At 53.0% G+C, this 13,533-nt stretch carries 11 protein-coding genes; 4 read left to right on the top strand and 7 right to left on the bottom strand.

Annotated elements, in window-relative coordinates:
• Positions 1–466: 466 nt before the first annotated feature.
• Positions 467–808, bottom strand: coding sequence for a zinc ribbon domain-containing protein YjdM (locus SBI19_RS17300; protein WP_317970397.1), 342 nt, complete (start codon positions 806–808; stop codon positions 467–469).
• Positions 808–1,434: a hypothetical protein gene (locus SBI19_RS17295; RefSeq protein ID WP_317970395.1), complete on the bottom strand. Its 627-nt coding sequence runs from the start codon at positions 1,432–1,434 to the stop codon at positions 808–810. The genes SBI19_RS17300 and SBI19_RS17295 overlap by 1 nt, the downstream gene beginning before the upstream one ends.
• A 177-nt stretch (positions 1,435–1,611) precedes the next feature.
• Between SBI19_RS17295 and SBI19_RS17290 the strand changes: the two genes are divergently transcribed.
• Both SBI19_RS17290 and SBI19_RS17285 read left to right on the top strand, forming a co-directional pair.
• Positions 1,612–1,947, top strand: a complete 336-nt coding sequence (locus SBI19_RS17290) for an ArsR/SmtB family transcription factor (RefSeq protein ID WP_317970393.1) — start codon at positions 1,612–1,614, stop codon at positions 1,945–1,947.
• Between the two features lie 188 nt (positions 1,948–2,135).
• A complete protein-coding gene (locus tag SBI19_RS17285) occupies positions 2,136–3,857 on the top strand; it encodes a SulP family inorganic anion transporter (protein ID WP_317970391.1) in 1,722 nt (573 codons plus the stop codon).
• A gap of 116 nt (positions 3,858–3,973) precedes the next feature.
• Here the strand turns inward: SBI19_RS17285 and SBI19_RS17280 are convergent, their stop codons facing one another.
• From SBI19_RS17280 to SBI19_RS17260, 5 genes are all read right to left on the bottom strand, one after another.
• The gene (locus SBI19_RS17280; protein WP_317970389.1) at positions 3,974–4,261 is read right to left on the bottom strand and encodes a hypothetical protein; all 288 of its coding nucleotides are present in this window, start codon (positions 4,259–4,261) and stop codon (positions 3,974–3,976) included.
• 46 nt (positions 4,262–4,307) lie between these two features.
• A complete protein-coding gene (locus tag SBI19_RS17275) occupies positions 4,308–5,546 on the bottom strand; it encodes a DUF445 domain-containing protein (RefSeq protein ID WP_317970387.1) in 1,239 nt (412 codons plus the stop codon).
• A gap of 228 nt (positions 5,547–5,774) precedes the next feature.
• Positions 5,775–7,502 carry a proline--tRNA ligase gene (locus tag SBI19_RS17270; RefSeq protein WP_317970385.1) on the bottom strand — a complete coding sequence of 576 codons (1,728 nt, stop codon included), beginning with the start codon at positions 7,500–7,502 and terminating at the stop codon, positions 5,775–5,777.
• A 115-nt stretch (positions 7,503–7,617) separates the two neighbouring features.
• A complete protein-coding gene (locus SBI19_RS17265; protein ID WP_317970383.1) occupies positions 7,618–7,764 on the bottom strand; it encodes a hypothetical protein in 147 nt (48 codons plus the stop codon).
• A 130-nt stretch (positions 7,765–7,894) separates the two neighbouring features.
• Positions 7,895–8,491 (bottom strand): hypothetical protein, encoded by a 597-nt coding sequence (locus tag SBI19_RS17260; RefSeq protein WP_317970381.1) that lies wholly within the window; start codon positions 8,489–8,491, stop codon positions 7,895–7,897.
• 150 nt (positions 8,492–8,641) lie between these two features.
• On the opposite strand from SBI19_RS17260, the gene SBI19_RS17255 reads away from it, so the two are divergent.
• On the top strand, positions 8,642–9,748 hold the full coding sequence (locus SBI19_RS17255; RefSeq protein WP_317970379.1) for a YncE family protein: 1,107 nt from the start codon (positions 8,642–8,644) through the stop codon (positions 9,746–9,748).
• A 147-nt stretch (positions 9,749–9,895) separates the two neighbouring features.
• The gene (gene lacZ / locus SBI19_RS17250) at positions 9,896–13,045 is read left to right on the top strand and encodes a beta-galactosidase, LacZ type (protein ID WP_317970377.1); all 3,150 of its coding nucleotides are present in this window, start codon (positions 9,896–9,898) and stop codon (positions 13,043–13,045) included.
• Positions 13,046–13,533: the final 488 nt, after the last annotated feature.

Below are 13,533 nucleotides of genomic sequence, written 5' to 3'. Positions count from 1 at the left end.
TCAATGTCTCCTTCCGAACGATTAAGGGATTAAAGCCTTGTGTATAACACTTATCCGTATATATCCTTATCCTTGTGTACGGCGCATGCCAAATGCTGCGGCGCCTTAATCGGACACCGACCACCTCCTTTCATATGGAATTCGACAAGCGCGATCCGGGATGCGATACTGCTATACCGCTATACTGCGATACTGACAAGTAGAATAATATGCAGGTCTTATGCGAGAGTCTGTTGTGTAGGAAGTACTATCGTGAGGATACTGAGGGCTGGAGAAACCATCTGACATGCGGGTCGGACTAAGTGTAGCGCTTATAACATGCTCCGGGCAACCTGTGTAACCCTAGTTGTACAGCCTGCCGAATTGTGGTTGTTGTACATGGTCATCTGTCTTGCTCACAACGTCAAAGAAGGGCACCCCGCTGGGTGCCCTTCTTCGATTAGGGGAATCGTACCCCTTATTCGGTTTATACTTTCTTTACGAACTCGGACTTTAATTTCATCGCGCCGAAACCGTCGATTTTGCAATCGATATTATGATCGCCATCAACTAGGCGGATATTTTTGACCTTCGTGCCTATTTTCAGAACGGATGAAGACCCTTTTACTTTAAGATCTTTGATGATGGACACCGTGTCGCCGTCGTTTAATACATTCCCGTTAGAATCCTTCACTTGTTCATTGTCTTCACTCTTGTTCGCTTCCGATTCTTTGGGCCACTCATGACTGCATTCCGGACAAATAAACAAAACTCCGTCCTCGTATGTATACGCGGAGTTGCATGCAGGACAATTCGGAATTTCGGGCATTATTCGCTCTCTCCTATTCTTAGACGGTACTCTTGTAATTCCAACTGCAAACGATGAAACGGACTTGTCAGTGCCTTTATGTTCTTCTCTACTCTCGTCCGCCTTTTCGGATCATTCTTACAGTGATTCAATTGATCAATGTTTTTGTCTATTTTATCCCTCAGCTCAGATATGAATCCCGCTGCCTTGTGCTTCGTTGCGAGCTCCTGCAGATCCGCAGCCAATGCTTCGCCAAGCTTACGTATGGATTGCAGGTGCAGCGGCTTCTCCACTGTAAAATATTCCGGCGTATCGTCTTCGCGATGGGATTGACCCGGAACCTGTCTCCAGAAAGCATTCCATTCCTCTAGTTGGCCAGTTGCATACAGCAGATATTTGAGATTTCCGCACAACCATGCCGTGCAGCTCGTATTGCGTAATGTACATCCCGTGCCATTGACCAGGTGGAGGCAGCCGATACAGCAAGAGCCCCCATACTTGATACAGACCTTGCATATGTTGTCGGAGCCCAGCTCGTTCAGTGCATTCAGGCCAATCTCAATGACCGCTTGTCTGCTCATGCGAATGCGCATGGGCCGGGCTTTCGAACCGGGCTTCGATCGTTCGCCGGGAATAAGGCTCGGCATCCGTCCACCGCCTTCACTAAAAAATCAAATATTCAAAAGTATGAATGTAACAAGCATTATAATGCAGAACCATCCAAATAACAATTGATTGATACATCTATTATCCACGAAGAATGATCCGAAAATGTGCTATTATAGCTTTATATTCTAAAGTTCTGGTGTTAAGGAGCATGTGCTATGAATCAGCATCACACCATTCAGCAATTTAAAGCCGACTTCTTTAAAGCATTAGCTCATCCCATGCGAATTCGAATACTTGAAGCGCTAAGCGAAGGCGATCGAAACGTCAATGAATTGCAAAGCATTCTGGGCTCGGAAGGCTCTGCCGTTTCGCAGCAGCTGTCCGTCCTGCGGAATAAAAATGTAGTGAGCGGCATAAAAGATGGAACATCGGTCATTTATTCCTTGCGGGATCCGCTGATCAAGGATTTACTGGCCGTCGCCAAGCAGATTTTTGACAATCATCTCGTCGACGCTATTTCATTGCTTGAGGTCATTCGCAATGAGCAATAAACCATACAATAATCCATAAAAACAAGGGCATCCGTGAGCAATCTCAAGGAACACCTTGTTTTTTTGCTTTTAATCATGCATTTCCGGGGAAACGCTCCGAATTCTACCGTTTGACTATGTCAGCGGTCAGAGGTACATTTTCCATATATTCAAATAATCAAATATTATGAGAATAGAAGGTTGTGCTGATGAAATGGACGGGGAGATACAAAGGCTATCACGCAGCTGCCTTTCGTAAGGATATCATCTCAGGGCTCATCGTTGGCATTATCGCCATACCATTAGGGATGGCGTTTGCCATTGCATCCGGGGTCAAGCCCGAATACGGTATCTATACAACAATTATCGCCGGCATATTAATCTCTTTGCTCGGAGGCTCAAGATTTCAGATTGGCGGTCCGACAGGCGCTTTTATCCCCGTCCTTTACGCAATCGTCCTGCAATACGGGTATGACAACTTGCTGCTAGCCGGAATATTAGCAGGGATTATGCTTGTATTGATGGGCTTATTCAGGCTGGGGGCACTGATCAAATTTATCCCTCGCCCTGTAACGATCGGTTTCACAGCCGGGATTGCCGTCATCATTTTCAGTGGACAAATACAGCATTTATTAGGTCTGAACGGTATGAAGAAACACGAATATTTCATTCCGAACATGAAAGAAATTGCAGTGCATCTGGCAACTATTAATAGCTACAGCGTCTTCACCGCAGCGATCTGTTTTGCGGCAGCCCTTCTAACGCCGAAGCTGATACCAAGAATTCCTGGTTCCTTAACAGGGCTCGTCGTTTCAAGTGTCGTCGCAGCCTTATTCTTCAAAGGGCACGTTGCAACGATCGGTTCATCATTCGGGGCGATCCCGAGCGAGCTGCCCCAGTTTCATTTGCCGCAAATGACATGGGATCGTCTCAAGATGCTTCTTCAACCTGCATTTATTATCGCTATGCTGGGCAGTATCGAATCCTTGTTGTCGGCAGTGGTGGCCGATGGCATGACCGGCACTCGACATAACAGCAATCGGGAGCTGATCGGGCAAGGCATCGCTAACATCGTGACGCCTCTATTCGGAGGAATCCCGGCGACTGGCGCCATTGCACGGACAGCAACCAATATTAAGAATGGTGCTTCATCACCGATATCCGGCATCGTACATGGCATAGTCGTTCTCCTTGTACTTATTCTGTTTGCCCCATATGCAACGAATATCCCGCTGGCCAGTATGGCTCCTATTCTGATGCTGGTGGCGTGGAATATGAGCGAACGCAAGGAGTTTGCACACATTCTCAAGACGAGAACAAGCGACTCGATCGTGCTGCTGATTACGTTCACGTTAACTGTACTCACGAGCTTACCGACCGCTGTGGAGGTTGGCTTAGCCTTATCGGTGATTCTTTTCGTTAAGCGAATGAGCGAACTGTTGAAGATAACGAAGGTTTTACCCGACTCTTCTGATCAACGAGCGAGGGTGAGGGCATATATGGTTAGCGCAGACCACGATTGTCCTCAAATCAGCATTTTCAACTTGGAAGGCCCCTTGTTCTTCGGCACCGCCAATATTTTCGAGAAATCAATGAGTGACGTGCTTCATCCCGGCCTTTATTTTGTCATTTTGCGTATGGCGAAGGTTCCTTATGTGGATATGACGGGCGAGTCCAAGCTGGCGCGATTGGTCAACGATTTCAAGAAGTCAGGCGGAACCGTTCTGATCGCAGGAATACAACCGCAGCCGCTGGAGGTTCTCAAGAAGACCGAGCTGCATACTGTTATTGGAGAGGAGCATTTCTTTGACCATACGGGTGATGCGATCGATTATGCCATCGCCCGTCTTGACATCGGTACGTGCAAGGGCTGCAAGCATTTCGCGTTCCGTGAGTGTACAGCACTGTCTGATGCGTCGCTCCTTACCTGAGTGAGGTTGTACGAAAATCGTACAGAAAAATGACGCTCACCGATTTTGTCAGGTGAGCGTCATTTTATAATGCCTATTCGGTTCCTTGCATTGTGTACGAATGTGTCCGAGAGAGTCTAGTCCTCGTAATCCGCGTAGCCGTTCTCGAGCAGGTACTGCATCTCCGCGTCGAGAATCGTCTCGAGCGTCAGCTCGTCCAGCTTAACATCCTTCTGTGCCAAAATGTAATCGACCAGCTCATCGCTGTCGATATCGTATTCGCCTTGTGCGTTCGGTTTCGCTTTATCGATGAACGTCTGCTCGTGCTTCAGCACGAGCTTGATCGTACCTGCAGCTACCTTTGTTTTCTCCGCCAGATGCGCAATTAGCTCATCTTCATTGTAATCCGCTTGTTCGTTAGACATGTTCGTTCATTACCCTCCTGATTTTCAATTCCTAATTCAATCATAACTACAACTGGAACAGCGACAACACAATGCCGACTAAGAAGCCGCACAATGCACCGTTGACGCGAATCCATTGCAGGTCGCCGCCGACCTTCTCTTCCAGCATGCGGACAAGTGCAGCATCGTCCATCTGGTCGAGATTCTCCTTCACCAGCTGACCAATGCGGTAGTGGTTCGTCTCGACAAGATGAATCGCGTACGCGAGCAGCTTGTTCTCCCAGCTCGCAATCCGCTCTGGATTGCGATTAAGGCTGCGCACAAGGCTTGCATACAGCTTGAACAGCACGCGGCCGCCGGTCTGACGCTGCTCTTCGAGCTTCTCGAGCGCAAGCGATCGCAGTTCTTCGAGACGAGCCAACATGAACAGCTTGCCCTCTCCGCCTTCGATCATGCCAAGCACGCGACCCTTCACACGGTCGAGACTCTCTTCATCCTCTGCCCATTGGAACAGACGGACGCGAATCTCCCGCATGATCGTGTCGCGATACGCATTGTCGCGATCCTGCAGACCGGCGATGCCGTTGACTAGCATGCCTTGCAGCATGCCGCCGATTTTGTCCTCGTCCATGAAGCCGGCGAACGCTTGGACCGCGAAGCCCATGAACCCGCCCATCTTCACTTCGGCAAGTTTGTCGGCAGCTATCTTGCCAAGCATCAGCTTCGTCGTTGGACGCTTCGCCCAATTATGCGCTTCCTTCAGCACATAGTCGAGCGCCATCTCATCGTAGCCCGCTTCCATCGCCTTCGTCAGCAGCTTGTCAGCAGTCACCTTCAGATCGACGTTGCGAACGACTGACGCGACAGCAGACTGCGCGAGCTCCGCCGCCTTCTCCATCGGCAGCTGCTGCACGATCGGAATCATCTCTTCGACGATCATCGTCCGTACTTTGCGCCGAGCGAACAACCGCGTCAGCATCCGACCGGCCATCTGCAGCGGCTTCAGCTTGCGCAGACGGTTCTCGATGCTCTCTTTGTTGAGCAGCTCGTTCTCGAGCGCAGAGATAAGCGAGCGGATGATTTTGTCCCGATTGCGCAGCAGCAGCGACGTATGCGGAATCGGAATGCCCATCGGATGGCGGAACAACGCCGTCACCGCAAACCAATCCGCAAGCCCGCCGACGAGACCCGCTTCGAACCCGCCTTGCAATATCTTCACAAGGGTCGTTTCCTTCAACAGCAGCGTGATGATAAATCCGCATGCCATAACGACAAGCGACATAATAGCCAAATATCGCGATTTCATGGTGAACCTCCTTACATCAGAATCTTTGAGTGAGACATCAGGATCTTTGAGCGCATGGCTCAAAGTTACTCCGCTTTCTCAAAGTCACTCTGCTCTCCGATGTACCAAATGATACCTGTGTCGCGATCTGCTGTAAACATCTGTCGATTAGAACGGAAGAAGTTTCGGAACCATTTTTCCCAGAAATGGAATCCGTCATGCACGCTGCCGCTTACGCCAGCCTAAACCTTACCGACCTCTAACTGCCGCCAGGACGCGCTCGATTGCCTCTTCGGTCCCGATCACTTGCTTCTCGCCAGCTCGGCGCTCGACATATTCAACCTGGCCCGATGCGATATCGCGGCCGACAACAATGCGGAGCGGAATGCCGATAAGGTCCGAATCCTTGAACTTCACGCCCGGGCGTTCATCGCGATCGTCCAGCAGCACTTCAACCCCGTTCGCCTGCAACCGTTCATACAGCTCTAGCGCCGCCTGCATCTGTGCCTCGTCCTTCACTGCGATTGGAATTAGGTGCACCTGATAAGGCGCAATTCCCATCGGCCAGATGATGCCGTTCGCATCGTAATGCTGCTCCACAACAGCCGACAGCACACGCGATACGCCGATGCCGTAGCAGCCCATAATCATCGTCTGCGATTTGCCCGCGCTATCTAAGAACTGCGCACCAAGCTTCTCGCTGTACTTCGTTCCAAGCTTGAACACATGTCCGACCTCGATGCCGCGATAGAATTGCAGCGTTCCGTCCGCGCAATTCGGACAGCCGTCGCCTTCTGCCGCATTACGGAAGTCGCCTGTATGCGTCAGCTCGAAGTCGCGGCCTGGCTGCACATTGCGATAGTGATAATCGCCTTCGTTAGCTCCCGCAATGCCGTTCGTCAGAGCGGCTGCCGCATGGTCGACAAGCACTTTCAGCGTCAATCCGACTGGTCCGATAAAACCCGTCGGTACGCCGGTCAGTCGAAGCACCGTCTCGGCATCCGCAATCGCAATGTCTTCAGCGCCGAGGTAGTGTTTCACCTTCAGCTCGTTGATTTCGTGATCGCCGCGGACGACCACAGCAACAACCTGCTCATCAGCAACGAATACGACCGTCTTCAAAATATCCGAAGCCGCAGCGCCAACCGACTGCACCAGTTGATCGATCGTACGGATGCTTGGCGTATGGAACTTCTCTATTGCTGGGGTGGAAGCCTTCGCTTGGTCATGAGCGTGGCTGTCTTCGCCAGCTGACGCTCTGGATGTCGCCTTCTCCAGATTCGCTGCATAACCGCAGCACGTACATGCCGCAATCGTGTCCTCGCCAATGTCGGCCAGTGCCATGAATTCATGCGTGCCGCCTTCGCCGCCGATCGCGCCAGCATCCGCTTCGACCGCACGGAAGTTCAGTCCGCACCGTTCGAAGATGCGGTGGTACGCCTTATACATCTGCTGATAGGAAGCGTCCAATCCTTCCCAATCGGTGTCGAAGGAGTAAGCATCCTTCATGAGAAATTCGCGTCCGCGCAGCAGCCCGAAACGAGGGCGGCGTTCATCGCGGAATTTCGTCTGAATCTGGTACAGCGTCACAGGCAGACGGCGGTAGCTGCTGATCTCATTGCGCACGAGTGTCGTAATGACTTCTTCATGCGTCGGTCCTAGCGCGAACTCGCGTTCATGACGGTCCTGCAGCCGCATCAGCTCTGGGCCGTATACGCCATAGCGGCCTGATTCCTTCCACAGCTCGGCTGGCTGAAGCGCAGGCATGAGCAGCTCTTGCGCACCTGCTCGATCCATCTCCTCGCGAACGATCTCCTCTACTTTACGCAGCACGCGTCTCCCAAGCGGCATGTAGGTGTAGATTCCCGCTGCTACTTGACGGATATAGCCTGCACGCAGCATGAGCTGGTGGCTGATTGCTTCTGCATCGCCTGGCGATTCGCGCAGAGTGGATAGCAGTAATTGATTTTGACGCATAATGGATCCTCCTTAAAGTACGATCGGAAACAACAAAAAGACGCATCCGTCAGGGACGAATGCGTCGTGGTACCACCCTTCATTTGACCGTAAGTGAAGCAATGCTGCCGCTTCTCTACAATCCTTTCTTACCATAACGGCATAATGCCGGCAGCTTGATCGGCGGGATCGCCGATGCTGCAGCTCGCAAGGTAGGAGAATCGTTCGATCGCTTGCGGGAAGCCTTGCAGCCGGCGAGCTTCCTCTCTGGACTTGCGATCATTGAACGACTGGCCTTGGTCAGCGCTGTTGTTTCGATATTCTAATCAGGCAATGAGGCCTTTCGAGAGGCTCGAATACCTCTTCAATCTTATGTGGTAACATTAGCGCAATTGCGCCCTGCGAGTCAACTGCTATTTGACCGTGAATGCAACGGTCGCCGACAGCTTATGAGGCTCAGGTTTCTCGCCAACAAGCAGGTTGAAATCAGCGAACCCGTTGACCTCATAACGGCCTGGCAGGAAGCCCTTCTCCATGAACTCTTTCATGAACGCAATATACGCCTCCGGATCTTGATCCGCGGAGTACCCGCCGGAACGGTAATAGTCCTCCCGAAGCGGCTCGCCTTTCTTCAAGGCGGTCGTGATCAGCGGTTCCTCCATCATATAACCGATATCGTAGCCTCTGGTTGTTTCTTTCATTGGAAAATAAAACGGCGACATCGCATGCGTAATCGTCACTTCATCCTGATCCCCTACATATTCGAGCTCTGCGTACAGCTTCACGCTGTCTGCAGCGTGATCCTCTGCCGTCTCGGCGACAAGCCTATAGACGAAGTCGCCTTCCTTCACTTCTTGGACTTGCGGTACCGCGTCCGTATTCAGGTTAGCCGGTGTTTGCGAGCCGTCAGCGTTCGTGCTCTTCTTCTTATCCCCGCATGACCCTAGCATTAAAGCAAATACGAGCATTAGCAGCAGACTTATACCTGTCCATCGTTTGGTTTGTTTCATTCTTGATCACCTCGTACCTCATAGACGCATGTCGGATTCATTTAGTTACGCTATGGATGTGAAATAGGCAGACGTGCCGTCTCATTGTCCAATCTCCCTCGAATATAGTGTCGTGTACCTAGTGCGAAGGAGCGTGCGGAACTCGACACGATGAAAACGATAGCAGCGAAACAAACATCAGAAGTGTATCGCGTCATTAAGAAAATACGCGTTGGCCGCAATCCGACGGATGCTGTCTTCAACGTCCGAACGAGGCGCATCTATGTTGTAAACAATGGCACGCCCAGCATCCCCAGCACGGTGTCGGTCATTAACAGTGCAACGGATCGCGTGATCCGGACGATCAAGATTCCCGATGGCTCCGCGCAGGCAGCAGTCAACGCGCGCACGAATATGATCTATGTGTCCTCTTTTACGAAACAAGTCGCTGTCATTAATGGAGCATTAAATCGAGTGGTCGCACTCGTGAAAGTCGGCCCCAATCCGATTGGGCTGGCTGTCAATCGGCGGACGAACCGCATTTACGTACTGAATCATGACAACAATACGTTATCGGTCATCAGCGGCGCAGGCGCTCGCGTCATTGCGACCGTTCGGGTCGGCGCACAAAATCCGAACTTCGGCGGCGGCTTCACGATCGCGGTCAATGAACGGACGAACCGGATCTATGTGCTTAGTACGGGCGGCAGGACGGTTACGATCATCAATGGCGCCACGAATCGGGTGATCAAAAACTTGACCGTTGGCGATTTCCCGACTGTAGTTAAGCAGAATAGTCGAACGAACAGGATCTATGTTGCAACAAGCAGAGGCTTGGTTGTCATCAACGGGAAGACGAATCGCATCGTTACGACGATCACGGGCATAGGCGAGGTAGGTGTGTTCGGCATCAATCCACGCACAAGCAGAATTTATGCACCTGATGATTCTTCTCGCGTTGTGAATGTTATCAATACGAAGACGAATCGGGTCGTTGCCAGAATTACAGATGGTATATTCCCGATTCAGATCTATATTGATCGCAAGACGAACCGGATCTTCTCCGCCACGCTTGGATCGGACGCCGTGCCGACGACGGTAACCGCGATTAATGGACGGACGAACCGCGTCATTAACACGGTGTCGCCGGGCCAAGGCGTCATTGCAGGCGTTGTGAACATGCGGAGCAACAAGCTGTATACCGTTAATCAACAGGACAATAACGTTGCGGTCATTGCGCCTCGTCCGAAGCGGCGTTTGCGTCTTGTGAAACGATAATGGTGATGACCCAGCGGCGATTCATGCGCCGCTGGGTTTATTTTTTGATAGAAAACCACTGAAATCTTATATATTCGCGTTTACAACAACGTCATATAATGAAGGTATGTATGAAATACTAAACATTCACACAAGGAGAGATACATATTGCGTCCCAAATGGGTATATGAACCGCCTGCGAATGGCTACCCGGAATGGAATAATAACCCGGAAATTTTCGAATTGAATCGTATGAAAGCGCATGCTTTCTTGATGCCTTTCCCTTCGTTAGAACAAGCGCTTGAGGGCAAACATACAAGCTCGCCTTATTACAAGTCGCTGAACGGCGTGTGGAAATTCGCATTCGCCGAGACGCCTTCGCAGCGGATTGCGAACTTCTATGAGACGGACTTCGATTACAGCGGCTGGGTGGACATGCCCGTGCCGTCGCATTGGCAGTTCCAAGGCTTCGACTACCCGCAATATACGAACGTACGTTATCCGTGGGCAGAGCGCGAGCCGGACCTCAAGCCTCCTTTTGCCCCGACTGTCTATAACCCGGTTGGCTCTTACATCCGGACATTCACGGTTCCGACGGCATGGGCGGGACAACCGGTGTACATCAGCTTCCAAGGCGTTGAAGCCGCTTTCTACGTCTGGCTGAACGGCGAACTCGTCGGCTATAGCGAGGATACCTTCACGCCGGCGGAGTTCGATCTGACGCCATACTTGATCGAAGGCGAGAACAAGCTGGCCGTTGAAGTGTATCGCTGGTGCGACGCCAGCTGGCTGGAGGATCAGGACTTCTGGCGGCTGAGCGGCATCTTCCGCGATGTGTATTTGTACTCGACGCCGCAGCTGCACGTAGCGGACTTCTTCGTGCGCACGCAGCTGGATGCGGATTATGCGGACGCTAATCTGGAGCTGGACGTTCGCGTCGAGCGCTACTGGGAGCATGCGGGCGGCGACTTCAAGCTGGAGGCGCAGCTGTATGATGCGGCTGGTTCGACTGTACTGACAGAGGCGATCTCGAGCGAGGGAGTTATCGGTGATGCAGGCGAGATTGAACTGAAGCTTGCTGCCGCGGTCAGCAATCCGTTGAAATGGAGCGCAGAGACGCCGAATCTGTATACGCTGGTCATTTCGATAAGGGATGCTGCTGGCGAACTGGTTGAAACCGTTAGCTGCCGCGTCGGCTTCCGCACGTTCGAGCTCAAGGATGGCATCATGCACATCAACGGTAAACGGATCGTATTCAAAGGTACGAACCGCCACGAGTTCAGCTGCGAGACAGGCCGTGCGCTTGGCGTCGAGGATATGATTCGCGACATCAAGTTGATGAAGAGCTACAACATAAACGCGGTCCGCACCTCGCACTATCCGAACCAGCCGATCTGGTACGAGCTGTGCGATGAATACGGTTTGTATGTCATCGACGAGACGAATCTGGAGACGCATGGTTCCTGGTCGTATGGTCAGAAGGAATTGCTGCCGCACAACGTGCCGGCGAGCCATCCGGAATGGCGAGCGAACGTTATCGATCGCTGCAACTCGATGTTCCAGCGGGATAAGAATCACCCTTCCGTCATTATCTGGTCGCTCGGCAATGAAGCGTTCGGCGGAGACAATTTTGTCGCGATGCACGATTATTTGCACGAGGTCGATCCTACGCGTCTGGTGCACTACGAGGGCATCTTCCACTGGCGCGCATCGGAAGCGGCATCCGATATCGAATCGACGATGTATGTTAGAGCGGTTGATGTTGAGAGATACGCACGAAACAATCCGAAGAAGCCATACATTCTGTGTGAATACTCCCATGCAATGGGCAACTCGTGCGGCGGACTGCATAAGTACACGGAGTTGTTCGACAAGTATCCGATCATCCAGGGCGGCTTCATCTGGGACTGGGTCGATCAAGCGATCCGTACCAAGACGGCAGACGGCGTCGAATACCTCGCGTATGGCGGCGACTTCGGCGAATCGCCGCATGACGGCAACTTTAGCGGCAACGGCCTCCTGTTCGGTGACCGGACGGTTACGCCGAAGCTGGATGAAGTGAAGCGCTGCTACCAGAACGTTGATTTCACAGCGGTTGATCCGGCTTCTGGCCGCATTCGGCTGAAGAACAAGAACCTGTTCACCGATCTTGGCGTATATGATCTGGCTTGGAAGGTTGAGCTGGAGGGCACAGTCGTGCAGAAAGGACAGTTCGTTGTCTCGGCTGCGCCTGGTGAAGAGGTTGAAGCCGTGGTTCCATTGGCAGCGATTGATGCTGCAGAGCGTGCTGGACGTGAAGCGGTATTGACGGTGTCGCTCGTGCTTCGTTCGGCGACGACTTGGGCGGAAGCTGGGCATGAAGTTGCTTGGGAGCAGTTTGTTGTGGCGCCGCGTTCGACGGTTGTGCGTCCTGGTGCTGGCATCGAGGCTGCGGGCAGTGCAGGAAATGCAAATGCAGCGCTTCGCGTAGTGGAAGATGGCGGTTTGCTGACGGTAGCTGGCGAGCTGCTGACCGTTGCGTTCAATCGCTCGACGGGGCAGCTCGTATCGTATCGCTCGGCTGCCGGTCAAGAGCGCCTGTTCGCGCCAGTTCGTCCGAACTTCTGGCGTGCGCCGACGGACAACGACCGCGGCAACAAAATGCCGGAGCGCTGTGCGGTATGGAAAGAGGCGTCTAACTCGCAGCAGCTCGTCGAGTTCGCTTGGCGGATGGATGGCGGTCACTGCGTCGTGACGGCCGTGCTTACGGTTGCAACCGTGCCGGCATCGACAGTAACCGTTCAATATGATATTCGTCCTGACGGTTCTATCGTGGTGCAGCAGGATCTGCTGCCAGGCAGCGATAAGCTGCCTGACTTGCCGGAGTTCGGCATGTTGTTCGTGCTGGACGGCGGTCTGGATGCGATCGAATGGTATGGCCGCGGGCCGCACGAGAACCATTGGGACCGCAAGAAGAGCGCGCGTCTCGGTCTCTTCGCCGGCACGGTCGGTTCGCAGTACGTCCCTTACTTGAAGCCGCAAGAGTGCGGCAACAAGACGGACGTACGCTTCGCTTCCGTAACGGGTGCGAACGGTGCCGGTCTGCTCTTCGACAGCGCAGGTCTCATGGAGTGGAGCGCGCTCCCATGGACGCCGGAAGAGCTCGAAGCGGCTGACCACGGCTACAAGCTGCCAGTGTCGCAGCACACGATCATCCGCGTCAACGACAAGCAAATGGGCGTTGGCGGCGACGACAGCTGGGGCGCTCCGACGCACGCGGAGTACACGCTGCCGGCGAACCGCACGTACAGCCTGCGGTTTACGGTGAAACCGGTGTAAGTGAGAACACCCCCTGCCAAGGTGAATTGGCAGGGGGTGTTTTTGCGTCCAGCCGTAGGCTGGGTGCGGTGCTTGCCGTAGGCTGGATGCGCGGCGTGCCGCTCGCAGTGCAGTGCGTAGGTGCAGAAGTGCACCTTCGGGTGCTCACGGCGGCGTTCGCGCTATGCATAGGTGCACTTCTGCACCTTCGGGCGCCCGGAGCGGCATGTTTGCGCGAATATGGTGCACTTCTGCACCATATTGCGCCCGGAGCGGCATGCGCACACGAATATGGTGCACTTCTGCACCTTATTGCGTCTGTCCCACCATTTCCACTCACATATGGTGCACTTCTGCACCTTATTGTGCCCGGCGCGACATGCGCACACGAATATGGTGCACTTTTGCACCTTATTGCGTCTGTCCCGTCATTTCCACTCACATATGGTGCACTTCTGCACCTTCGGGCGCCCGCGGCGGCGTTCGCGCTATGCGTAGGTGCACTTCTG

This window comes from Paenibacillus sp. CCS19, assembly GCF_033239625.1.
Classification (GTDB): domain Bacteria; phylum Bacillota; class Bacilli; order Paenibacillales; family Paenibacillaceae; genus Paenibacillus_T.
Note: the sequence above shows the minus strand (reverse complement) of the source record. Positions and strands in the feature narration are given on the sequence as shown.

Coding starts and splice junctions, on each gene's coding strand:
- SBI19_RS17295 (WP_317970395.1), bottom strand. CDS start 1,434: ATGCCGAGCCTTATTCCCGGCGAACGATCGAAGCCCGGTTCGAAAGCC.
- SBI19_RS17285 (WP_317970391.1), top strand. CDS start 2,136: ATGAAATGGACGGGGAGATACAAAGGCTATCACGCAGCTGCCTTTCGT.
- SBI19_RS17255 (WP_317970379.1), top strand. CDS start 8,642: ATGAAAACGATAGCAGCGAAACAAACATCAGAAGTGTATCGCGTCATT.
- SBI19_RS17260 (WP_317970381.1), bottom strand. CDS start 8,491: ATGAAACAAACCAAACGATGGACAGGTATAAGTCTGCTGCTAATGCTC.
- SBI19_RS17290 (WP_317970393.1), top strand. CDS start 1,612: ATGAATCAGCATCACACCATTCAGCAATTTAAAGCCGACTTCTTTAAA.
- SBI19_RS17280 (WP_317970389.1), bottom strand. CDS start 4,261: ATGTCTAACGAACAAGCGGATTACAATGAAGATGAGCTAATTGCGCAT.
- SBI19_RS17270 (WP_317970385.1), bottom strand. CDS start 7,502: ATGCGTCAAAATCAATTACTGCTATCCACTCTGCGCGAATCGCCAGGC.
- SBI19_RS17300 (WP_317970397.1), bottom strand. CDS start 808: ATGCCCGAAATTCCGAATTGTCCTGCATGCAACTCCGCGTATACATAC.
- SBI19_RS17265 (WP_317970383.1), bottom strand. CDS start 7,764: ATGATCGCAAGTCCAGAGAGGAAGCTCGCCGGCTGCAAGGCTTCCCGC.
- SBI19_RS17275 (WP_317970387.1), bottom strand. CDS start 5,546: ATGAAATCGCGATATTTGGCTATTATGTCGCTTGTCGTTATGGCATGC.